This window comes from Ktedonosporobacter rubrisoli, assembly GCF_004208415.1.
Lineage (GTDB): Bacteria > Chloroflexota > Ktedonobacteria > Ktedonobacterales > Ktedonobacteraceae > Ktedonosporobacter > Ktedonosporobacter rubrisoli.
In genome coordinates, this window is the sequence record NZ_CP035758.1 from 4,526,160 (window position 1) to 4,547,647 (window position 21,488).

The following is a 21,488-nucleotide window of genomic DNA, read 5'->3' on the forward strand; positions in this document are numbered from 1 at the left end:
AGAAGTGTCATCAACATCAGTCAAGGAGAGCTTACAGCACAGCATTAACATTTTAACTATTTTGTAATGCTTGAGGAGGTTTTCTGTGTCTTCCTATTATCGTCGAAGAGGACCTAAATTAGCAGTCCCCTTATTCACGCTTCTGGCCTTATTTACGCTGTTACTTTCTGCTTGTGGAGGAAGCGGTCAATCCTCGACAAACACAGACCAGAAGCATGTTTTGACCATCGCCACCCAATCGACAAACTTCTCTTTACCTGGCTTCAATCCCTATAGCACGAGTCCTAACTTTGGCATCAACGGCTTCGTCTACGAAACTCTTGAGTTCTGCAACGTTAATGATGGTAACTATGCTCCTCTGCTGGCTACCGATCATTCCTGGAGTAAGGACCTCACTCAGGTTACATTCCATACGCGCCAGAACGTCAAGTGGAACGATGGCCAGAGCTTCAGTGCTGAGGATGTGGCTTTTACATTTAACGCAATTAAGCAATATCCGGCGGCGGATACGGCCAATGCCTGGTCCTATCTGAAAAGCGTGGAGGCTACCGATGCGAACACTGTGGTGATGACGCTCAAAAAGCCCTATGTTCCCGCGCTCTATTTTATAGCCACCCAGGTAGTAATTATCCCCAAACACGTCTTTGCCAGCGTGGGCGATGTTACCAAGTACAACAATGACAAGGTAGTAGGTACAGGCCCCTTCACACTAAAGCGCTACACCTCTGATCTCATGGTCCTTGACCGCAATCCCGGCTTCTGGCAGGCTGATAAAGTCAAAGTTGATGAGATACGCATGCCCTACTACAACGGAAATGAATCGGCGCAAACGGTGATGCCTACGGGCAAGATCGATTGGAGCGGCTATTACGACGAGAACCTGCAGAAATCATTCATCGATAAAGATCCAGCTCACAATCACTACTTTATGGATGCTATCAACATGGTTGGTATCTTTGTCGATATCAATGATCCCTTGCTGAGCCAGGTACCTGTGCGCAAGGCTATCAGCGCCGCGCTTGACCGCGAGGGCTTCGCCAAGCAGGCGGTAGCGGGCTTTGAGCCGCCTGTCGCCCAACATGGCCTGGTGCTGCCTGCCGGTAAGGATTATCTCGATCCGACTTATGCCAATCTCTCTACCAAGCCTGATCCTGCGCAGGCCGAGAAATATCTGAAGGATGCCGGTTTCACCAAAGGCGCTGATGGCATTTATGCTAAGGATGGCAAGCGCCTCTCCTTCGAACTTATCTCTGTGGTTGGTTTCTCCGACTGGAACGCTATCGCCCAGATGGCGCAGGCTGAGCTCAAGACTGTGGGCATCGAAATCAAGATCAAGCTTATGGCGGAATCGGCCTACCGCACGTTCCGCGCTTCTACGCAGCCACATCAACTGATGCTCAATTCGGTCACTGGCGGCCCCAGCCCGTACTACGTCTACTACGGAACGCTTGCTAGCAGCAGCATTCCACCCAATGGACGCAATAGTAGCTTCTGGAAGGATGGGAAAACTGATCAGTTGCTTCAAGAGTTTGCCACTTCGGATAACAAGGATCAGCAAAAGCAGGCCATTCAAGAGCTGCAGAAGATCATGGTTGAGCAGGTACCCTTTATTCCTGTGCTCGGCGGGGCCCGCTGGTGCGAATATACCAGTACGCGCTTCACCGGCTGGCCTTCGGAGCAGAATCCTTATTCGTCGTGTGCTCCTTACGCTTTCCCAGACAATGAGTACATTATCCTACACTTGCAACCAGCCTCTTAAGCCGAGGTTGGCCTCCATAGTAAGGTAAAAAGCTCAAGCAGGGGGTTGGCCTGACCGAGGCCGACCCCCACGCTTCTTTCAGAGGAGTGGCTTATGCAACATTGGCTACGTCGCATTTTATTCTATCTAGTGGCAATCTGGGCGGCTCTTACCATCAACTTTTTTATGCCGCGCCTGGCTCCCGGCGATCCTCTTACGATCCTGGTAGCTAACATCCAGGAAAAGGGTGGGCATGTCGGTCCTGCCTATTTGCATGCCTTACAGGCAGAGCTGGGCTATAACAATGAGCCGCTGTGGCAACAATATCTCAACTATCTGTGGGAGCTGCTACACGGAAATCTGGGTATTTCGGTGCAGTTCTCTTTTGAGCCGGTGACAAATGTGATTGCGCGCGGAATTATGTGGACGCTGGGTTTGGGCCTGGCGGCGGTGATAATCAGCTTTGCGCTCGGTTGCATATTGGGAACAATTGCGGCCTGGAGACGGGGCAGGTTCTTTGATCTAACGCTCACCACGGGGCTCAATTTTATTGCCGCTATCCCGTACTTCTGGCTGGCTCTGGTCTTGCTCTATGTCTTCGGCTCTACGCTCCACTGGTTCCCGGTCGTGGGCGGCTACGATTCGCTGGAGGTAGATCCGGGCTGGAGCATGGATTTTATTGCGAGCGTGCTCTACCACGCGGTTTTGCCGGCCTGCACGATTGTACTTGTCTCGCTGGGTGGCTGGATGCTGACGATGCGAAATACGATGGTCACGACGCTCTCAGAGGATTATGTGCTGCTTGCTCGCGCTAAGGGCTTGAAGACGGGCCGCGTGATGTTTGCTTACGCCGCACGTAACGCCATTCTTCCCAATATTGCTGGCTTTGCCATTGCCCTGGGCTTCGTGGTGGGCGGACAATTGCTCACAGAGATGGTCTTTTCTTATCCTGGAATCGGCTATACGCTCTTGCTAGCGGTACAGAACCAGGATTATGCGCTGATGCAAGGCATCTTCCTCTACATCTCGCTCGCTATTCTGGCAGCCAACTTTCTTGCCGAGATATTCTATGCCATTCTTGATCCACGCATTCGCCAGGGAAGGAGTGCCTGATTATGAGTCTTGACGAAGGTTTCCAGCCGGCGAATGAGCTGGCCCAAATCACTCAAGCGCGGCCCGGCCAGGCTTCGTTCGCTACGGTGCTGCGTTCCATCTGGCAGATTGTCACCATCAATAAGAAAATCGCGATAGGTTGTGCAATCGTGGCTTTCTTTGTGCTGCTGGCAATTGTAGGACCGTTTATGCTTCCTTACAATCCAATGGCCCTTTCACAAACAGTGAAGGCCCCGCCCTCGGCCGCTCACTGGCTAGGAACTGCGAATTCGGGCCAGGATGTTTTTTCCCAATTGCTCTACGGCACGCGCAGTAGCGTCTTCTGGGGCTTTTTGACAGGGCTCTCGGTAATGGTGGTCTCGATCGTAATTGGCCTGGTTGGTGGCTATCTTGGCGGCATTGTGGATGAGCTTCTGACGCTGCTTACTAACATCTTTCTGCTTATCCCGTCTCTGGCACTGGCGATTATTGCTGTAGCCTATTTCCCCAGGACGCCGTTGACGATTGCGACGGTGATCATTTCTACGCACTGGTGCTTTAACGCCCGTGTTTTGCGCGCGCAAACGCTGTCTATGCGTAGCCGCGAGTTTGTGACGGCGGCACGCTCGACAGGAGAATCGATCTGGCGCATTATCTTTTCGGAGATCTTTCCCAATGAGATTGGGATTGTGGCGGCATCCTTTGTGAGCACGGTGATTTTCGCGATTCTAGCCTGGGCGGCGCTGGAATTTCTGGGCCTGGGCGATCCCAATTCGGTCAGCTGGGGCAGCATGCTCTACTGGGCCAATCAGGCGGGGGCGATCTTCGGGGGCGAATGGTGGTGGTTCTTGCCGCCGGGACTGTGCATTGCGCTCTTAGGAGTTGGCTTGACGCTGATTAATATTGGTATTGATGAGGTGATCGATCCACGCCTGCGCAACGACCAGTAAGCTGGCAGAAGGGGCAAGAGGATTGAAGCCATACAATTCGTTCGCCAGTGAGGTAGTGCATCTGTGCCCAAGGTTTCTGTTGGCACACGAGAGGCTACGCTCGCTGGCGACGCAGTTCTCTGGCACATACACATAATAGAATGCTTTATATTATGGCTATGGCGCAATTCCTGGTCTATCGCTTCCCAACGAGATGCAGCAATACCCTACAAAAGATCACTTGCCCTGCCACTGCGCCCAGGCCAACTCTGGCTTTTGCAGGCACGCTTTATTCTTCTAACTGCGGCTCGTCGAAATTAAGGCCACGATAGAGCTCATCCATACTCAGGCAGATGTCTACGCTGCGCAGCTCAACCGCTTGTTCAGGACCATAGACAACATGCTGCCAGCTGGCCTGATCCTTTTCGCTGCGCCGATACACTTCTACGATGGGGGCAAACTGGTGCACAAGCATAATCTCCTGGATTGAGTCACAGGCTTTATAGGCCGCCAACTTCTTGCCTCGATCAAAGACTTCTGTACCGGGAGAGAGGACTTCGACGACGATTCTCGGCAATCTTATCAGGTTGTTATCAAGCCGCCGATCCGCTACGTCACAGCTCACGGTGGCATCCGGATAGACGTAGTGCTGACGCCCGCTCGCTTTGACCCCAATCAGGACTTGCACATCGGAGCCAAAGACGGTACACGGACCAGTGAGAAAATGATCTTCAATAGCATTAGCAACATTTCTGGAGATTCGATTATGTGCAACTGATCCCCCAGACATGAGCCGGGCTACGCCGCCTACATAATCATATCTGCCATCGAGGGTGCTGCGATCTAGCTGAAGATATTCTTCGACCGACATAGGGCCGCCGGGCTGCAAAGGTGCGTGAAGCGGATTAATGGCCATGATTTTTTCCTTCCTACATTTCCCTTTTCCATTATTTAAGCTCATGACGCTCTTTTTACAACTGTTATTAAGGCTATTTTCGACGATGAGCAGGTAATTGTCAAGCCGCAACTTGATCCATATTCACAGTTAAGGTCAGTCAGCACATGGCCGACCTTCGCTTGCATTAAGATCAGTATAAATGTCGCTTGCTTATTGCTTATTGTTCTCCGCAAAACTTGCAGCGGCCGCGCCTGCGATAAGCGTAGGCCAGCGTGGCTCCTCCCAGGGCCAGACCCCAGAGCAGAAAGAAAGGTGCAGGCCAACCTACTCCCCAGTTGTAGGCAGTCCAGCCTTTGGCCAGGATGAGTCTGATCATGATCAGGTTGAAGGATAAGGCCCCACTGATCAAAGCTATGGAGACGAGCGAGGCTGGGACGATGGCGAGCGCTGGAGGAACTCTTTTGCCTGACACAAAAGGAAACCAGCGCGGAAAGATTTCTCCCCAGCGTTGAATCAAGCCTAAAGTTAACAGCGCCCCGCCCACACACACTGCGCCCAGGGCAAACTCAACGAGTTCGAGCCCGGGAATCACGCCCAGGTCAGATGCTTTGATGCCTAGAGGAATGTGTAAGGCCCAGGCCCAGCGCGAAAGGGCATAGGGGAGCGCAAACAGAATAGCGGCAATAGTGAACCACTTGCCCCAGTGATGCGCCGAGTATCCCGGCCTGCCGACGTCTGGTGATCGTCCACAGTGTTGGCAAGCCCCACGCAGCCCGCGCTGATAGGCAAGAGCCGTGGCTATCCAAAGCACGCCACCAAGAAGACAGATGATTTGATTCCATATGGTCCAGGTAATATGGCCAAGATATAAAAAAGCGAGAGCATAGGCCATATGCTGAAGTATGCGTAAATCAGGGATCAATACTGCCAGCACTACCCCCATGCCCCACGAGAAAAAGAGCAGGGCCCGTTGCAGAATCTTGCGGCCCCATCCCTGCGTTATGGCCAGCGCAACTATCACTCCTATTATGCACAAACCCGCAAGGATTGGAGCTCCTACTTCTGGTCTTAAGCCAGCGAAGAGGGCGTATGGATCGGCCTCAACATCGTTGGTACCGAAAGGAAAGCCTGCTCGATCAAAGGTCCAATAAATGCCGAATATCCCATAGAGCAAGGACCAGAGAAAGGCGGCAAATCCGACCCACTCTGGCCAGCGTGAAAGCCATGAGAAGAGAGAGAGGTGTCGGCCAGGTGTATCAACCATGCTTTTATATCTCCTTTCTAACAATTCTCTTTTCTTCGAGTGAGTATAGCTTTGTCCTGTCATAATAAAATCATGCATTCGTAACAAATATGTCTCAATTTAGTTCTTCTTTATATCCGAGGAGCAAGTACAGAAATAAGCAATAGCTTGACTTTTTCCTGAACATGAGGGGCTCTATGCTGGTTATTGCTTGACCAAAAGCTAAAACTATGGGTTAGCAGCGAAACATGCTTACTGTTGCGGATAGATGAGGATGATAGCTAGCCCTTTGCTTCGTCGCATAAATCGCGCTTGCTGCATCACAGCGCAAGCATTGTCGAAGCCACCTTCGCCGTCCAGAGGAACATCTGATGGCCGGGCATTTGTTGAGATTATTTATACTGAAAACAGGTAGCACTCAGTGCTACACATAACTCTAAAAAAGGAAGGTAAAACAAACATGGCAACATTTCGTACCGAACAGGCCTGGGGAAATTTGACACAGTGGCATCCAGCTCCCAACCTGAATATCGATTTGACAGACGGCGATAACAACGAAATCACAGCCGTTTCCTGGCAGCGCGCAGATGGTAGTGAGGGCTCGATCAGTCTCCAAGAGGATCAGACCAGCTTCCTGGGTTATTATCGCAAGCCCAACGAGGGGCCAATCGCCTACCGCGGTAGCCGCATCTCCTAGCTTCCCGCTCCCTGGTGCATCTAGCATACCATGCACCAGGGACACCTTTATTATGTATGCTCTCTGTCGGATGAGTGGGTTCTGGCCTCTTCGCGAGAGGCGCAAAATTGCCTATGCCTCTTGTAAGAAGCGCCTGATCTCGCGGGCAATGAGCTCCGGTTTGCCATAATCTTGCGCCGATCCGTGGTTGAGGCCCTCAAGCTCAACGCTCTTAGCATGGGGCAAAACGCTGTTTAAGGTGGTAATGCACTCTTTGAATAAAGCATCGCTCTTGCCACCAAAGAGCAAAAGGACTTCCGCGTTGACCTGCCTGTAGTTTTCCAGGGTTCCTTCTGTTTGTCTGACGAGTTGGAATTCAAAGTGCATCGTAGGGATAAGCTCTTTGAGAGGAACATTATCGCCTCTGGCTGTCCTGGCTTCTATGCTCAAAAGCATCTCGGCAAATGGGACTATAAGAAAGTCTGGGATAAAATTAATTATAGGAGACTGATTACCGTCCCTGGAGACGCTGACGATGGCTCCGGCCGGATTACTCCTGGCCATCTGCCTCTCATAACGTTGGATGATTTCCTCAAATTCTGCAAGCTTCGACTGCCCCACAAAAAGGACAGGTTCATAGGCAACTATTTTATGGATCGCCGGCAAGGTGATGGCCGCATGTAGGGCGAAGAGCGCGCCATCTGCCGTCCCAAAGACGTAGTGCGCCCCAGTCTTCTGAAGGAGGGCATCCAGATCTTCATCTTCTCGCTCTATACAATAGTTGCTGCCAAAAGGTCCGCTCATCCCACGCCCCCGGCGATCAGGAATGTAGACTGTAAAGCTATCTGCCAGGGCGGTACCTAGCTTCATCAGGTGTTGTGAGGCATTGATACCACCATGCAGCAGAATAAGGCCTGGGCCGCTGCCCATCTGACGATAACCGATTCTGGTTCCATCTTTGGAGATAACTGTATCTTTTGTATATGTTTGAATTGCTTTATTCATATTCTCACCTTTCCTTGCCTGTCCGGCATTCGCTATCCAGTCTATCTATGAATTGTGGGCCAGGGTTGCAAACGACTGTTGCCCCTCTTTCTGAAGTTGGCGCGCGGCAAACACTAGCAGGATTATCGCGCCCACAGCCAGAATTGCGTTGCTCAGCAGATCGAGCATGAGGCTTACGCCCGGCATGAGCACTGGCCAGGGAAAGGAATGCCAGGCATAGGCAAGCAGAGCTCCGGCTGCCAGGGCGAAGCGATGGGCGTCTGACCAGCCGCGCCGCTGTGACCAGGAGCTCACCAGAACAGCCATACCAGCGCATAAGAGCAGATAGAGTACGATAGCTATCCAGGCTGGCAGGTTCAGACCAGCAAGCCAGGGCGAGATGCCGCTTGGATCAACTGCATAGATGAGCAGGAATACAGAAGCGGCAATCAGGGCTACAAGCATTACTAGCCAGGGACTCGGCGCACGGCCTGCTTGCGTGCGCGCGGTGGGCTTGCGCTGACCCAGCAGGATGCCTATCCCAACAACGACGATGGTTGCGATACCTGTGCCTATAAATTGGGGAATCGTGGCAATGAAGCGATGGTTGACAACGTTGCCGATATTGATACCGACAATGGCAAGCACAAAGAGCGCTGCCAGGAGAGATAGAGCAAGCTTGCTCAGCCAGGGCTTTGTACGCTGCTGCTCACCGGCCAGTGTTTCCATGAGTGCGATAGGGGTGCTGATGCTCCAGAAGGTGTGCAGGCCCAGCACGAAGATTATCCAGTTCAAACTAAGGCCCAGGGCGGGAATATAGCCGTAGGCGAGGATGTGGAAACCAAAGGCGGAATCCCAGTTCGGATTGAACAGGGTATAGGTCGTGAAGCCCTCTTCGATTATGCCATAGGCCAGGGCAAAGGCGATAATAGAAGGCCAGCCATAGCTAGCCCGCCTGACGACTTCGCGTATGAGTAGCGCACCAGTACCATAGAGCAAGGACATCCCAAGTAAGAGAGGGATAGCTGCAAAGAGAGGAATAGCGGTAATAGCAATATCACCAAGTAGATACTCAGCCACGAGCGGCGAGAGAAAGTATAGCCCGATGGCCAGCAGCACGCGACGACGCATAGCTCTTTTCCTTTCGTTTAAGCAGATCCCAGACTTAAAAACTGACAGGCAGACTCTTAAGGCTGCGCAGATTGAAAAGCGGGTTCCATTCCAGGCTCTCGGGCTCACATGCCAGGCGCAAGTTGGGCAAACGGGCCAGGAGCGTGCTAAAAGCTATCTGTCCCTCCAGGCGAGCCAGGGGCGCACCCAGGCAGCTATGGATGCCTTTGCCAAAGATGAGATGCCGATTCTCCTGGCGGCTGACATCAAGGTTTTGCGGATCGCTGAACTTCTCTGGATCGGTATTGGCGGCCGCGGTGGAGATATAGATCACGTCGCCCCTATGGATTAGCTGATCATGGAGAGTAAGATCTTCACGGGCCATGCGCTTACTGGCAAAGAGAACAGGGGCCGTTAAGCGCAACAACTCTTCGACAGCGGAGGGGATCAGGCCAGGATTGGTACGCAACAGACGTAACTGCTCAGGAAACAACAGCAGAGCCAGCGCGCCATTGCTCAAGAGATTTACGGTTGTCTCGTGCCCAGCCACGATCAGCAGCCAGATCATTGAAACAAGCTCATCCTCTGTGAGCATGTCGTCTTGCTCCCTCGCTTGTAGCAGGTTACTCATAAGATCGTCACCGGGCTTCTCGCGCCTGGCGGCAAGCTGCTTTTTAATATAGGAGATAAAGCTTTCTCCAGTTGTTTGCCATTTCTGGTCTGGCGTCATCGCACCGGCGAGTAGGGCTTGTGTCAGGCTGCGAAATTGGGCCCGGTCCTCAGGTGGAATACCAAGCATCTCGGAGATGACGGACATAGGCAGTGGATAGGCAAAGTCTGCCACAAGATCCATCTGTCCTCGCGCTTGCACTGCATCCAGAAGCTCATCAGCAATCTGCTGAATTCGCGGGCGTAGTTGCTCGATCATGCGCGGAGTGAAGGCTTTCGAGACCAATCCCCGCAGGCGCGTATGGTCGGGTGGGTCTAGCGAAAGCATGTTCTGAGAGAGTAGCTGTAGCGTCTCTCCTCCCTGCTGGATAAATTGTTGGAGGGCTGGCGGAATTCCCTCAGGAAAGACATGATGGATATCCCTGACGAAGCGCGGATCTTTTAATAATAGCGCGGTTTCATCATAGGTTGTGGCGACGAGCCAGATTTTTATAGCGCCAAATGTGAAAGGGGTAAGTGGTTCATGCTCACGCAAACGTGCGTAGAAAGAGGCGGGACTTCTTAATACTTTCTGCGAACCTAAATCATTAAAGGTGACTGCTTCCATGATGCTCTATTTCCCTTCTTGCTTGCTCGGTCAAGCCTTCCATTCTTTCCAAAAATTAATAAACAGATGATCCATTTATTTATTATAAACGACAGTAAGCTTTTGTCAAGGGACGTACGCGCTATCGGTCTGGGTTGCCTCTCGCTGTAGCTGATCGCAACCCTCTAGCGCCAGGAATTGAGCATCCTGGCGCTTTACTTCTCCGCTGTAATTTCGACCCGGCAAGCAGCTGGAATAAGGGAGCAAGGCTTTCTGAGGGTTGTTAGCAAGTTTTTTTAATGCAGAAGAACGGGGAATGAGACTTGACAGTCCTTTCACACTTTCCTATAATAGACACATTGAGTCTGTAATAGAAAGAGGGCAAGCATGAAATATTCGCAGGCAACCAATTATGCGCTCCACACAATGCTGTATTTTGTGGCCTTACCGGTCGGAAAAACTATCGGTGTCCAACGCCTGGCGGAAGTTCAAAAGCTTTCCCCGACGTACCTCTCCAAGATTTTGACAAGGCTTGTCAAGGCCGGCCTGATCGAGTCGACGCCTGGCATCAATGGAGGATATCGGCTGACGAGAAACAAAGCAGATCTATCCTTCCTTGATGTCATTCATGCCATCGAAGGAACTGCCTCTCTGTTTCACTGCGATGACGGGCTTGATCATCAAACCTGCTTGATTCAGGAAGTGATGCTGAATGCCGAAAACGTGATGGAGAATTATCTCAAAGAGCGCAAGCTGGTTGAGCTCGCCGAAAAGAATTCCGGCCTGCCACAGGTATTGAGCGCCCTGGAGCAAGAGGCTTCATGAAGGCTGGACCTGCCTTTCCAACGTAACTCTCGCTCCGACGAACCTGGCCTCGATCAGCTGCTAGTGGGCCTCCGCCTCCCAGCGCTTCCAAAGCCTCCAGGCTTTTTGGCCTAGCGCGGCAAATTGTTCTTTGGTCGGCTTAGCAGAAGACATATCAGGTGACGCAAAAGCTGCGCCAAAATACCTGGCAAATGTCTCATAGAGGAGATGACCCAGGGCATCAGGAGTAGTGGCTTCATGCAATTGCGACAAAATTGCATCGATTTCCGGCTCATACTCATTAGGCGGCGCTCCACTGCTAACAAGCCCCATAGGATCATCTTCAGCAAGGAGTCGGGCCAATTCATCGTAAAGCTTGCCGTACTTTTGTTTGAGCTGCTGACGCCGTTGATTTGCTGATGATGGCACTCTTTCACCCATAACCTTTTACTTATCTCTCCCACCCAGCTTATTGGGCGGGAGAAGCTCTTACTTCTTGAATGACGATGCAGTATACCCAAGCAGGGCAGGAACCGTGCAGCGATGGAGCAGGCCAACTGCTGTCCAGAGTGGACGGGCCAGCCCCCGCGTATAGTATACATAGGTGTTCCAAATAAGTTTTGAGCCAACCAGGTGCATACTCAACTGGGCTACCATCAGCGCTGAGCGCAGTTCGAGACTGATCGCATCGGGCTCCCTTTTGACGATCTGCCAGCCAAGAACGTGCGTGGACGAGAGCCGTGGCCCAAGTCGCAGACCCAGCACCCAGCGCCAACCAAATAGCAGAAACCAGCGCACAGGAAGTGGCGCCTCCTCAAATATTGCCCGCGCCCACTGCTCGGCTGTGCGCGCATCTCCATCAAGGATTGATACTTCGAACTCATCAATATAATCAGCTGGATTGTCGCCAGTCTGAACTCTGGGAGGCGCGATCCGATAGGCGCGTGTCGCGCCAATCTGCTTGCTCATACCCGCTTTCTCCTACTCTATCTTAGAGCTCAGCCGCAGCTATTAGTGCCTCTCTTTGAGCTTAGTTGTGTAATGCCGCCAGGCAACAAATTGCCTAGCTAGCTCAATCTCTTTTCCCCATGAAATAACAGTGCAGCTATTATATACTACATCCTAATCTTAGAGCTCACATGAAAGAGGAGTCAAGAGCAATTAGCAAGCCCATTTGCCTTTGTTGTGACAAAGAGAGATATAGCCTATGCTTGTGCTGCTTCCATCCCTCTTTGCCATTTCCCCATTCTTCTCAAACAGGGCTAAAATGCTACTGGCAGGCTGACAAGGCCGCGAAGCCCGTCATAGGTCCAGGCCAGTTGCTCAAGCTCGATGGTCGGGCGTAACTGGGGCAGACGACGGAGCAAGGTACCAAGGGCGACCTGTCCTTCCAGGCGAGCCAGGGGAGCACCCAGACAGTGATGGATGCCTTTGCCAAAGGCGAGATGCTGGTTCTCCTCACGCGTGATATCTAGTTTATCAAAGGTGGGAAACTGCTTTGGGTCAGCATTGGCAGCCACCAGATCGATTAGCACCAGCTCACCCTTGTGGATATTCTGGCCATGCAAGCAAAGGTCTTCGCTTGCAAAACGTTTGGCAAAGATGATCGGCCCCGCGTAGCGCAACAGTTCTTCAATGGCGATAGGAAGCAATGCCGGGTCGGCCTGGAGCAAGCGCCATTGCTCAGGATGCTGCAGAAGCGCTAGCACACCATTGCCAAGCAGGTTGACAGTTGTCTTATGCCCAGCGGTAATCAGCAGCCAGATGGTCGAAAGCAATTCGTTCTCACTCAAGGTGTCGCCTTGATCCCGAGCCTGAAGCATGCCGCTTGTCAGGTCGTTGCCCGGGTGCTCGCGCTTATAGGCCAGGAACTTTTTGAGATAGCGAATGAACGCATCCAGCGCAGCAATGGCAGCTTGCTCCTGTTGAGGGTCCATTCCTACGGCGGCAAGCCCCTCTGTCCAGGCACGAAATTGGTCGCGATCCGTTGTGGGAACCCCCAACATTTCCAGAATGACAGTAATGGGCAGCGGGAAGGCAAAATCTGCGATCAGGTCCATCTTCCCCTTGTCCTGCACAGCATCCAGCAACTCGTCAGCGATCTGCTGGATGCGTGAGCGGAGCCCTTCAATCATGCGAGGAGTGAAAGCCTTTGAGACGAGCTTGCGCAAGCGGGTGTGGTCGGGCGGATCAACGAGGATCATGTTTGGCATCGCCATCCACCAGGCCAGGAAGTCATTGATGCCGGTATCTGGTGGCTCGGGCCGTGAGGAGAACTTGCGCATATCTTTGATGAAACGCGGGTCCTTCAGAATCTCTACAGCGTCATGATATCCCAATACGACCCAACCCCCTCCCATACCATACACGTTATCCAGGTGGATGAGTGGCTCTTGCCGTTCGCGGAGCCGCGTTGAGAATGCGATTGGATCACGCATGTTCTCTGGGGCATAAAAATCTCCCATCGTTACCTGTTTCATGTTCTTTTCCTTCTTTTCAGCTTTTCCAATGAATGAAATCGGTCCAAGAAAGTAAGTCATCATCACTACAAGACATGAGGAGGTAAGTTACTTTATGCTCAAATCTTGATCCATTTCCTCTTTCTTGATCTCGGCTGCTTCAGCTGTGCAACTATCTCCCCTTTTACTGCTACAGCGCCGTTGTTGAGGCTGACGATGAGGCGTTCGAAGTGGAAGTACGTAATCGAAGCGCAGCAATCACAAGGAGGGCAACAGCGCCAGCCGCAAGGATAGTGTTGCTGGCCAGCTTAACCGGCTCACTTGTGCCTGGAAACAGAGATGGCCATGGAAAAGCATGCCAGGCGTAGGTAAGCAGCGCTCCCCCTGCGAGCGCGAGACGATGGGCGTTCGACCAGCCGTCCAAACGCGACCAAAAGTTTACCAGGACGGCGACGCCAGCATACAGCCCGAGAAAGAGAACAACAGCCAGCCACGGCGGGAGATTGATGTTTGCCAGCCATGGAGACAAGCCGCGTGGATCTGCGGAGTAGATGAGCATGAAGAGCGCGCCAGCGGCCAGGGATACGATCAAGACGAGCCAGGGGTTCGGCGCGTTGCGCGTAATATTAGTGTGCAAGGTGGTCTGGTATCGACCCAGGACAATGCCGATGGCAACAATGATGATGACTGCAATACCGGCACCAATGAATTGGGGCATCGAAGCAACGAAGCCATCATTATGAGTGGAGGCAGTGAAGCTAAAGATGACAATCCCTACGAACACTATGGCCATGACCGCCAGGCCAATATTTCCCAGCCACGGCGTTGTGCGCCGCGAACCAGCAAGCGTCTCTACAAGCGCAATCGGGACGCTTATGCTCCAGATCATGTGTAGGCCGAGTACGAACAACGTCCAGGACAGGCCTATACCGAGAGCAGGAACGTAGCCATAGTCGAGCTGATGCCAGCCCGCATAGTGCGGGTTGAACAGCGAGAGGGTTGCGAAAGACTCTTCGATCACTCCGTAGGCAAGGGCAAAGGCGATGATGGTAGGCCAGCCATAGCCAGCACGCCTTACCACCTCACGAATGAGTACTGCGCCGCTGCCATAGATCAACGATGAGGCAAAGAAGGCAACGAGTCCAGCGCCCGAGAGAATCGGGATATCACCAAGTAGGAACTCGGCCACCAGCGGTGCGAGGAAGTACAATCCGATAGCTGGAAGAACACGACGCATAGTATTCACCTTTCCTTAATAAAGGTCAGCAGCATCTTAAATCGTTCTTTTGCCGCCAGGGCATGCGGCACATCGGCCGGCATGACCACAGCTTCCCCTTTTTTGACGGTGAGGGTTTGCTTACCGATAGTGATTTCAGCAGCCCCATCCAGGATCTGTAACAGGGCGTCCCCTGGCGCGCTATGCGCACCGATCGCCTCCCCCTGGTCTATGGCAAACAATATAACGCTGAGGTTGGGCAATTGCGTAAGCGGCAGACTAACCAGCTTGCCGCTTTGGTACGCTACCAGAGTTTCCAGGTTCACACTCTCCGCATGGGGAATGTTCATGATAAGCTGCTTTTTCTCCACAAATGGGTCCAGTCCTTTCTTGGGTTTTATGTTATCGCGCTCCGCATATCAGTTCCTCGGTAAGATTTCCTTCCACTTTGCTCAAATAGGGCGTTATGAGCGCCGGATTCCCAGATTTCGCTGTTACTGGGAGTCGTGAAGACGAGCATGGCCGGCTGCGCGCTCCAATAACGAGGCCTGATATTCTACAACTTTCTTGTAAACGTCATCCCAAGAATTACAGGGAATAATGTCTAGATCGCTTCTCGAAGAAGTCCGATTACCGTACAGAAAAAAGGTTCCCTTATAACTGTCTGGTAAGTAGTTGATAATATCGGGAGTGTCATCGATCGAACCTATTACTTGAGGATAAAGATAAGCTAATGTCTCTGCTTTCCATTTCATTCCTTCCCCTATCCTCGTGTTGTCAGGTCTTGTTATTATCGGTTCATTAGGGTAACCATGTTTCCTTAGCCATCTCTTTGTAGCATTTCTGATGGATGTCTCTCTTAAAGTGAGATAACCTACTACAGGAATGACCTGATTTATTCTCTCAACAGCCTTATCTGAACCTTCAATAATCGGATATTCTTCGGTTATTTCTTCAGATTGTAGGGCAAGGATCATCCACTTGAGAGCTTCTTCAGGTTTCTCAAAGGGAAAATCTCGCGCAACAATTCTTTCGATGATTTCTTCTTCTGATAGATTTCGCGGATTGCCAAAGAGCTTCACAAGCTCCTTAACCCAGTAATGCATTGTCAAGGAAACTGTCTCATCAATGTCTACTACTAATCCCTTCTTTCCACTATTTTTCAGTTGCTCCTTGAAAGCAACAATGTCTGAGTCCATTGGTTCCATCCTTTCTTTAGAGCTTCTCTGGCCCTAAAATGTCATCTCAGCACCTTACAGAATTTCTACATAGCCTTCCGCTCCATTGACCCGAATCCTTTGCCCATCTATAATCAATCTTGTAGCATTTTCCACACCTACAACAGCAGGCAGACCGTATTCTCTGGCAATGACTGCTCCGTGGGTCATCATCCCACCCACTTCCGTCACTAAGCCCTTTACTGAGAGAAAAACGGGGGTCCAACTGGGGTCAGTAAATGCGGTGACCAGAATATCGCCTTCCTCTATGTTGGCTTCTTCCATGCTTACAATGACCCGCGCTCGGCCTTCGATGACACCTGACGAAACGGGGATGCCTGCCAAAGCATCCTTTGGGATGTTAGCGGTATCGTATTCACCGAATAGAGCCTCGCCTTCGGACGTCATTACTCGCGGCGGAGTCAGCTTCTCATAGGTCTCATATTCCTCTTTTCGCTTCGTGATGATGTTGTAATCAAGTTGGTTTGTGTGGACGACATCCCGGAGTTCGTTAAAAGAGAGATAGTAGATATCCTCCTTCTCCTGAATAAGCCCTTTTTGCATAAGCCTCACAGCTTCCTTGAGGAGGGCTTGCTTGATGATCCAGTAATGGCCAACCATCATGTACTTCGGGTATTCCCGATAGCCGATAAAATTGCGCAAACGACTTATCATCTTTTTTGTTTTTTTCGCCTTTTGTTTTCCATCAGGCAATTGTTCCAAACGGCTGAGGAGCTCCTGTTCCTTCTGCTGCGCTTCCAACAGGCTTTGCTTAAAGAGCGCGTTGTGAGCACCCGGGGCAAAGTTCTTGATGTCGCTGAAAATCATGGGAACGAGCATTGTTGGCTGCTCGCTCCAACGAGGCCTGGTGATATCGATCTCACCGGCACAACGCATGCCATATTTTTCAAGATACGCCCAGAGGGAGTGACTGACAGCCTCGCCACCTTCCAGCCTGGCAAGATCTGCAAAAAACGTCTCGTCATTGGCGTGGCGAAGATACTCCATCACCTCCGGATAGTGGCGAACGACATCTGCGACATCCAAAAGATCCAGCCCCATTTCAGCGGTGACGTTGTTGGCTACCGCCTGGGAAAGCGCATCTGCAGCACTCTTTTCACCCAGCCACTTTTCCATGCGCTTATTGAGCCAACTGGCGGCATATACGCCGATATACACAGCTGCCATACTTCGCGGATTATATATGGTTTCTTGCAGGTGCTTTTGGGCTTCTAGAATAGAGGCAAGCAGGTCGTCTCCAGACAGGGCGGCCATCCGCTGCTGCAATTCTTTCAAAGACGCCTCATGCTGAGCCATGAGCGTTTGAACGAGGGTTGCGTCGTTGCTGCGGTAGAGCTTGAGGGCTTGGATGGGCAAGGCCCAGGAGAAATACCCTGTCCCCATACTGAAGGCTCGTTTCCCGCGCGACAAGGCTTGCATAAAAGCTTTGCGCTTCATTAACTTCTTGACGGCGTTATTGATGAGAGGATCAATTTTACCGAGAGCCAAAAGGGCTATCCATCGTCCTACGGAAGAGGTAAGATCGTGCGCCAGATCCATGTACAACCTCCCACCAATTGGAATGATGGGAGTCCCCTCGAAGCCTAATTGGAAAAAAGATATCCCCAATGGTTTCATGGCATCGGTCATCATCTGCTGATGGCTGAAAGACACATATATGTGGTTTTTTCCATCCTGAATGTCCGGTAGAGGGTAAAGGGTAGTGATAGGCCGGCTCTGCACGATATAAAAGGTATCGTCAGCCCGGCACCATTCAATATCCTGGGGGCGGCCGAAATACGCCTCAATCTTTCTGCCCAGGCGTTCAAGCTGGATAATCTGTTCATCTGTGAGCGTCTGCATATTCTGCCGTTCGGCCTCGATTCTCTTCTCTTCAGTTCCTCCTTCTTTTAAGGCAGAGATAGCTAGCGTCTTTGTAGAGATCTTCTTGTCAACGATGCCGCCGTCACGTATTTTATAGTTATCAGCATTGACCAGGCCGGAGACCAGCGCTTCACCGAGACCAAAGCTTGCATCGATGGAGACAATCTTCCTGTTGGAGGTGATAGGATCGGCAGTGAACATGATCCCCGCCGCTTGCGGGAAGATCATCCGCTGAATGACCACGGCAAGACGAACCTTGCGATGATCGAAGCTGTTTTGGATACGATAGGTCACGGCCCGGTCGGTAAAGAGCGATGCCCAGCACTTGCTGATATGCTGCAAGATGGCATCTTTTCCGACAATATTTAAATACGTATCCTGCTGTCCAGCAAAAGAGGCGGTTGGAAGATCCTCCGCAGTGGCGCTGGAGCGTACGGCATAGGCCTTGTTTTCACCAAGCTGCTCAAGATGACGGGTAATCTCGCGCTCGATGCCTTCCGGGATGGCTATTTCTTCGATGAGCTTGCGGATGGTTGCGCTGATTTCAGCAATACCTTCCCGGTTGTCTACTTTGAGCAAGGACAACTGACCCAACAGTGAAGTAAGCTCCTCGTTCTGGGCAAGGATTTCTTGATACGCCTGGGTAGTCACGCAAAAGCCCTCCGGTACGTGTATCCCCTCAATCCGGGAAAGTTCGCCCAGATTGGCGCCTTTGCCCCCGACGAGCGCAAGCTTTGTTTTATCGATTTCCTGAAAACTCAATACATATGCATTCATACATGCTCTCCTTCATGTTTAAGAATCTGGTCCCGGGTCAGCGGATCGATGTGACGCTTTTCTCTATCCGCGCGAGTCGTTATTAGACCGACCAGGTTTTCCTATCTCTTTATCCTGACCCACCGTAACTCCCTCCTTGATCATGTTGATAGCCTCGTCGAGTTTCTTTAAATACCCTTGCACATCTGGTTTGTTCCTGTAATACTCATTTAAGCTGAATGAAGAAATCATATTGACAATGATTTCAGCATCAGCATCAGGTTTGATAAGACCGCGCTCTTTATCACGCTCAATCAATTTTGTATATCTTTCGGCAGACGCCTTGCGAATTTTCTTAATAAATTCATTGGTGTCCACCTCCATCCGCATCCTTATCTCGATATATTCCGGTTTTATATGTTCTAATTCAAAGAATTCTCTGGTTGTCAGCTTAATTACTTCAAAAACGTCTGCCTCTTGAGATATTTCTTGCTCATGCTTGAGCGGTTCTGCAAATTCGTTTGCAACTGTCTCTAGTAAATACAGATAGAGGTCTTCTTTATTGGCAAAATATTGATAAAAACTGCCTTTAGGTATATCTGCATTCTTGATGATTTGATTAATGGATGCCTCGCTAAAACTGTGGGTTGCGAACTCCTGAAGAGCAGCATCGAATATGCGGCCTCTTTTCTCTTCACTCAAATGAAAATAAGTTTTCTTTGGCATAACGAAAGAAATTCACCTCCTCGAATTGCGACCACCTGGTCATATGACACTTTTATTGTACGACCACCTGGTCACAATGTCAAGGGAGAATGGGGGTGTTTCTCTCATGGCGCTCTTTTCTGTGCTTAAACTCTCATAGAGTGAGAGGGTTGTTTTCCGGCACGCTGCCATTGTCCTCTTTTTATACATTGAGCTTAGCCCTACGTTTTGGCTAGAACCCACGCAATCAGGTCGTGTTTCAACCGCTTTCAATGCTAAGCTAAACGAAAGCAGGACAAAGGCTCTCTTACAGCCTTTTTATTCGCCTGCAAGAAGCAAGCTATTGCAGCAAATTACAAAATACGAACGGGGGAAACGATGAGTACAAGCATGAGTAAAGCCCAGCTCCTCGCGGAGCTTCAGAGCGAGCAGGCAGCCTGGGAGGCGCTGCTTAACGATATTGGTGAGGCAAAGATGATAGAGCCGGGGGTCGCTGGCGGCTGGTCGATTAAAGATATTATTGTCCATCTGATAGGTTGGCAGAAACGGGAGGTCAGCCGTTTCCAGGCCGCGCTTAAGCATCAACCGCCGCCAGAGCCGTTCTGGCCTTCACACTTGCGGACCGACGACGAGATCAACGCCTGGATGGTTGCATCCAATAAAGATCGCTCCGTCTCTGCCATCCTTGAAGAGGACCGCGCAGTTTTTCGAGAGTTGGTGGAGACCCTTGAAGCATTTCCCGAAGAAGAACTGCTGGACCCGAAACGCTTCGATTGGTTCAATGAGGGCGAGACGCTGGGCGGGGCGTTTTTCTTCTCCCATTTTCATGATGAGCACGAGCCAGATATCCGAGCCTGGTTGAGTAAGCATCAGTAGTTAAGTATCCTAAACATCGCAATACGGGCTATCCCCGCTTTTGCGGGGATCAGCTTGCTCAGGGCCTATGTACGACCGCACTGGTTAACTGAGCAGAGCAGCAACACATCTGAGAAACATTTATAATCGCTACCAAACAATACATCTATCGCTCCTCCACCTAAAAATACCTCTACAGAAACAGCTATAGCACACGATATCTCGCTATTCATAAGAGTATGATCCTGTTGCGATGCATCTGAGCGGTGAAATCTGGCCCGGGTCGTTATGGAACTATACTATTATCTACTCTATACTGGTAAGATGTCCTAATGCAAATTCCTGATACAAAGAAGGAGCTATCATGTCAGTCCAAACAAACAAAGCACTTGTTCTTGACTATGTGGAACGCGTCTGGAACGGTGGGAATGAAACGGCATTAGATGAGCTGACCACACCCACGTTTCGCTATTGGATGGGAAGCCAGCCAGGCCGCGACCATGCGCAGATGCGGCAGCTCATCAGGATGCTCCACACGGCTTTTCCTGATTGGAGCGTCAAGGTAGTCGAAATCGTCGCCGAGGAGAATACTGTAGTGATCCGTTGGGAGGGAAACGTCACACATCTGGGCACTTACCAGGGAATTCCAGCGACGGGCAAGCAAATCGCTGTGAATGGCATCAATATGTACCATATCATCGGCGGGAAGGTGGCCACAGAATGGGAGCAGACTCATGTTCTGGGTTGGCTGCAACAAATGGGAGTGCTACCAGCAACAGAGGAGAAACCAGGGTAGCCGCAAGGGTACAACTATAGAAATTTCCAAAGGGTGCAAAATAAAAGCTGAACCTTGCTTTTTGCATCAAATGCAGGTACACTTTATGAAGGGAACAATTCAATAAAAAAAACGTGCCGCTAGTGAAATCTTTTTTCACGATAGCTAACGCGATGTGCAGCTTTTACGGAACGGTGTGCAGGACACACTCAGGTTCCCTCTGGGACTGCGCCGCGATCTGCTGATTGTCCCCAACCTCTCTTCTCTCCTCACCGTCTGCGGCGGTGGAAACAACTTGCACACGTGGTTAACTAATCCATTCTCGCAGATATTTTCTCACGATCTCTTGTAAGAAGAACCTGTCTAAGCAAGGGATGAGGAAAATGATACACCACCATTCTCACAAGTGGCGATTCGTTATGATCGCCTGCCTGTCGAGGGAGAACAAGGAAAGGAAAGGAAAGCAGTGCGAACAAGATTCCCCTCCAATGGAACCGAATTGGGAATACTCTTTCTTATTACAGCAGCCATTTTGGCCATCGTAGCGTTTTTTTCAACACCTGCTTTTGTCGGCGTCAATTGCGGCAAAGATACCATGAATCCAAACGATCCGCGAGAGGTATGCGCTTCTTATGGCATACCCTCTCCTGATGATCGAACGTATGAGCAGCAAGAGGCAATCGAGCAAGAGCAGGCCAGCCATCTCTGGTTGGGAGCTGGCGCTTGTACGCTGCTTGGCATTATCACAATCATGGTATCCAGGTCCTCAAAAAATTCATCATCTTCTCAATCCGATAATACATTTTCAGCAAAAGTAAAAAGAAGGATTTAACCTGAGCCGCTGAATGGGTTGGAAAAGGTGCCAACCTGATAGAGGAAGATGGATCGAGGT

Annotated in this window: 21 protein-coding genes; 8 read left to right on the plus strand and 13 right to left on the minus strand. The window is 50.9% G+C overall.

Annotation, left to right across the window (positions count from 1 at the left end):
• Positions 1-85 precede the first annotated feature (85 nt).
• From EPA93_RS19880 to EPA93_RS19890, 3 genes are all read left to right on the plus strand, one after another.
• Positions 86-1,759, plus strand: coding sequence for an ABC transporter substrate-binding protein (locus tag EPA93_RS19880; protein WP_165423269.1), 1,674 nt, complete (start codon positions 86-88; stop codon positions 1,757-1,759).
• Positions 1,760-1,852: 93 nt separating this feature from the next.
• Positions 1,853-2,851, plus strand: coding sequence for an ABC transporter permease (locus EPA93_RS19885; RefSeq protein ID WP_129889187.1), 999 nt, complete (start codon positions 1,853-1,855; stop codon positions 2,849-2,851).
• A 2-nt stretch (positions 2,852-2,853) separates the two neighbouring features.
• Positions 2,854-3,780, plus strand: coding sequence for an ABC transporter permease (locus tag EPA93_RS19890; protein ID WP_129889188.1), 927 nt, complete (start codon positions 2,854-2,856; stop codon positions 3,778-3,780).
• Positions 3,781-4,048: 268 nt separating this feature from the next.
• Here the strand turns inward: EPA93_RS19890 and EPA93_RS19895 are convergent, their stop codons facing one another.
• Positions 4,049-4,675 (minus strand): Uma2 family endonuclease, encoded by a 627-nt coding sequence (locus EPA93_RS19895; protein WP_165423270.1) that lies wholly within the window; start codon positions 4,673-4,675, stop codon positions 4,049-4,051.
• 199 nt (positions 4,676-4,874) lie between these two features.
• Positions 4,875-5,921, minus strand: coding sequence for a hypothetical protein (locus EPA93_RS19900; RefSeq protein ID WP_129889190.1), 1,047 nt, complete (start codon positions 5,919-5,921; stop codon positions 4,875-4,877).
• Between the two features lie 439 nt (positions 5,922-6,360).
• On the opposite strand from EPA93_RS19900, the gene EPA93_RS19905 reads away from it, so the two are divergent.
• A complete protein-coding gene (locus EPA93_RS19905; protein ID WP_129889191.1) occupies positions 6,361-6,597 on the plus strand; it encodes a hypothetical protein in 237 nt (78 codons plus the stop codon).
• Between the two features lie 111 nt (positions 6,598-6,708).
• On the opposite strand, the gene EPA93_RS19910 is transcribed toward EPA93_RS19905, so the two are convergent.
• From EPA93_RS19910 to EPA93_RS19920, 3 genes are read right to left on the minus strand one after another with little or no spacing between them, the layout of a single operon-like run.
• Positions 6,709-7,581, minus strand: coding sequence for an alpha/beta fold hydrolase (locus tag EPA93_RS19910; RefSeq protein WP_129889192.1), 873 nt, complete (start codon positions 7,579-7,581; stop codon positions 6,709-6,711).
• Between the two features lie 45 nt (positions 7,582-7,626).
• Positions 7,627-8,691 carry a hypothetical protein gene (locus EPA93_RS19915; protein WP_129889193.1) on the minus strand — a complete coding sequence of 355 codons (1,065 nt, stop codon included), beginning with the start codon at positions 8,689-8,691 and terminating at the stop codon, positions 7,627-7,629.
• A 34-nt stretch (positions 8,692-8,725) separates the two neighbouring features.
• The gene (locus EPA93_RS19920) at positions 8,726-9,946 is read right to left on the minus strand and encodes a cytochrome P450 family protein (protein ID WP_129889194.1); all 1,221 of its coding nucleotides are present in this window, start codon (positions 9,944-9,946) and stop codon (positions 8,726-8,728) included.
• Between the two features lie 366 nt (positions 9,947-10,312).
• Here EPA93_RS19920 and EPA93_RS19925 point away from each other — a divergent pair, with 366 nt between their 5' ends.
• Positions 10,313-10,750 (plus strand): Rrf2 family transcriptional regulator, encoded by a 438-nt coding sequence (locus tag EPA93_RS19925; protein ID WP_129889195.1) that lies wholly within the window; start codon positions 10,313-10,315, stop codon positions 10,748-10,750.
• A 60-nt stretch (positions 10,751-10,810) separates the two neighbouring features.
• Here the strand turns inward: EPA93_RS19925 and EPA93_RS19930 are convergent, their stop codons facing one another.
• The 8 genes from EPA93_RS19930 to EPA93_RS19965 form a co-directional block, all read right to left on the minus strand.
• Positions 10,811-11,170 carry a hypothetical protein gene (locus tag EPA93_RS19930; protein ID WP_129889196.1) on the minus strand — a complete coding sequence of 120 codons (360 nt, stop codon included), beginning with the start codon at positions 11,168-11,170 and terminating at the stop codon, positions 10,811-10,813.
• Positions 11,171-11,218: 48 nt separating this feature from the next.
• A complete protein-coding gene (locus EPA93_RS19935) occupies positions 11,219-11,698 on the minus strand; it encodes a DUF2867 domain-containing protein (RefSeq protein ID WP_129889197.1) in 480 nt (159 codons plus the stop codon).
• Between the two features lie 293 nt (positions 11,699-11,991).
• A complete protein-coding gene (locus EPA93_RS19940) occupies positions 11,992-13,209 on the minus strand; it encodes a cytochrome P450 family protein (protein ID WP_129889198.1) in 1,218 nt (405 codons plus the stop codon).
• A gap of 169 nt (positions 13,210-13,378) precedes the next feature.
• Positions 13,379-14,425, minus strand: coding sequence for a hypothetical protein (locus EPA93_RS19945; RefSeq protein WP_129889199.1), 1,047 nt, complete (start codon positions 14,423-14,425; stop codon positions 13,379-13,381).
• A 5-nt stretch (positions 14,426-14,430) separates the two neighbouring features.
• Complete coding sequence (locus EPA93_RS19950) at positions 14,431-14,754, minus strand: cupin domain-containing protein (protein ID WP_165423271.1); 324 nt, start codon at positions 14,752-14,754, stop codon at positions 14,431-14,433.
• A 144-nt stretch (positions 14,755-14,898) separates the two neighbouring features.
• Positions 14,899-15,603, minus strand: coding sequence for a hypothetical protein (locus EPA93_RS19955; protein ID WP_207229601.1), 705 nt, complete (start codon positions 15,601-15,603; stop codon positions 14,899-14,901).
• 54 nt (positions 15,604-15,657) lie between these two features.
• Entirely contained in the window at positions 15,658-18,282 is a 2,625-nt protein-coding gene (ppsA, locus tag EPA93_RS19960; protein WP_129889201.1) for a phosphoenolpyruvate synthase, read from the minus strand.
• A 63-nt stretch (positions 18,283-18,345) separates the two neighbouring features.
• Positions 18,346-18,987, minus strand: coding sequence for a TetR/AcrR family transcriptional regulator (locus EPA93_RS19965; protein ID WP_129889202.1), 642 nt, complete (start codon positions 18,985-18,987; stop codon positions 18,346-18,348).
• A gap of 369 nt (positions 18,988-19,356) precedes the next feature.
• On the opposite strand from EPA93_RS19965, the gene EPA93_RS19970 reads away from it, so the two are divergent.
• From EPA93_RS19970 to EPA93_RS19980, 3 genes are all read left to right on the plus strand, one after another.
• Positions 19,357-19,842, plus strand: a complete 486-nt coding sequence (locus tag EPA93_RS19970; RefSeq protein ID WP_165423272.1) for a ClbS/DfsB family four-helix bundle protein — start codon at positions 19,357-19,359, stop codon at positions 19,840-19,842.
• 343 nt (positions 19,843-20,185) lie between these two features.
• Complete coding sequence (locus EPA93_RS19975) at positions 20,186-20,617, plus strand: ester cyclase (protein ID WP_129889204.1); 432 nt, start codon at positions 20,186-20,188, stop codon at positions 20,615-20,617.
• Between the two features lie 445 nt (positions 20,618-21,062).
• Entirely contained in the window at positions 21,063-21,428 is a 366-nt protein-coding gene (locus tag EPA93_RS19980) for a hypothetical protein (protein WP_129889205.1), read from the plus strand.
• Positions 21,429-21,488 lie beyond the last annotated feature (60 nt).

Coding starts and splice junctions, on each gene's coding strand:
- EPA93_RS19955 (WP_207229601.1), bottom strand. CDS start 15,603: ATGGACTCAGACATTGTTGCTTTCAAGGAGCAACTGAAAAATAGTGGA.
- EPA93_RS19895 (WP_165423270.1), bottom strand. CDS start 4,675: ATGGCCATTAATCCGCTTCACGCACCTTTGCAGCCCGGCGGCCCTATG.
- EPA93_RS19910 (WP_129889192.1), bottom strand. CDS start 7,581: ATGAATAAAGCAATTCAAACATATACAAAAGATACAGTTATCTCCAAA.
- EPA93_RS19915 (WP_129889193.1), bottom strand. CDS start 8,691: ATGCGTCGTCGCGTGCTGCTGGCCATCGGGCTATACTTTCTCTCGCCG.
- EPA93_RS19935 (WP_129889197.1), bottom strand. CDS start 11,698: ATGAGCAAGCAGATTGGCGCGACACGCGCCTATCGGATCGCGCCTCCC.
- EPA93_RS19905 (WP_129889191.1), top strand. CDS start 6,361: ATGGCAACATTTCGTACCGAACAGGCCTGGGGAAATTTGACACAGTGG.
- EPA93_RS19975 (WP_129889204.1), top strand. CDS start 20,186: ATGTCAGTCCAAACAAACAAAGCACTTGTTCTTGACTATGTGGAACGC.
- EPA93_RS19950 (WP_165423271.1), bottom strand. CDS start 14,754: ATGAACATTCCCCATGCGGAGAGTGTGAACCTGGAAACTCTGGTAGCG.
- EPA93_RS19885 (WP_129889187.1), top strand. CDS start 1,853: ATGCAACATTGGCTACGTCGCATTTTATTCTATCTAGTGGCAATCTGG.
- EPA93_RS19970 (WP_165423272.1), top strand. CDS start 19,357: ATGAGTAAAGCCCAGCTCCTCGCGGAGCTTCAGAGCGAGCAGGCAGCC.
- EPA93_RS19940 (WP_129889198.1), bottom strand. CDS start 13,209: ATGAAACAGGTAACGATGGGAGATTTTTATGCCCCAGAGAACATGCGT.
- EPA93_RS19945 (WP_129889199.1), bottom strand. CDS start 14,425: ATGCGTCGTGTTCTTCCAGCTATCGGATTGTACTTCCTCGCACCGCTG.
- EPA93_RS19930 (WP_129889196.1), bottom strand. CDS start 11,170: ATGGGTGAAAGAGTGCCATCATCAGCAAATCAACGGCGTCAGCAGCTC.
- EPA93_RS19890 (WP_129889188.1), top strand. CDS start 2,854: ATGAGTCTTGACGAAGGTTTCCAGCCGGCGAATGAGCTGGCCCAAATC.
- EPA93_RS19925 (WP_129889195.1), top strand. CDS start 10,313: ATGAAATATTCGCAGGCAACCAATTATGCGCTCCACACAATGCTGTAT.
- EPA93_RS19900 (WP_129889190.1), bottom strand. CDS start 5,921: ATGGTTGATACACCTGGCCGACACCTCTCTCTCTTCTCATGGCTTTCA.
- EPA93_RS19965 (WP_129889202.1), bottom strand. CDS start 18,987: ATGCCAAAGAAAACTTATTTTCATTTGAGTGAAGAGAAAAGAGGCCGC.
- EPA93_RS19920 (WP_129889194.1), bottom strand. CDS start 9,946: ATGGAAGCAGTCACCTTTAATGATTTAGGTTCGCAGAAAGTATTAAGA.
- ppsA (WP_129889201.1), bottom strand. CDS start 18,282: ATGAATGCATATGTATTGAGTTTTCAGGAAATCGATAAAACAAAGCTT.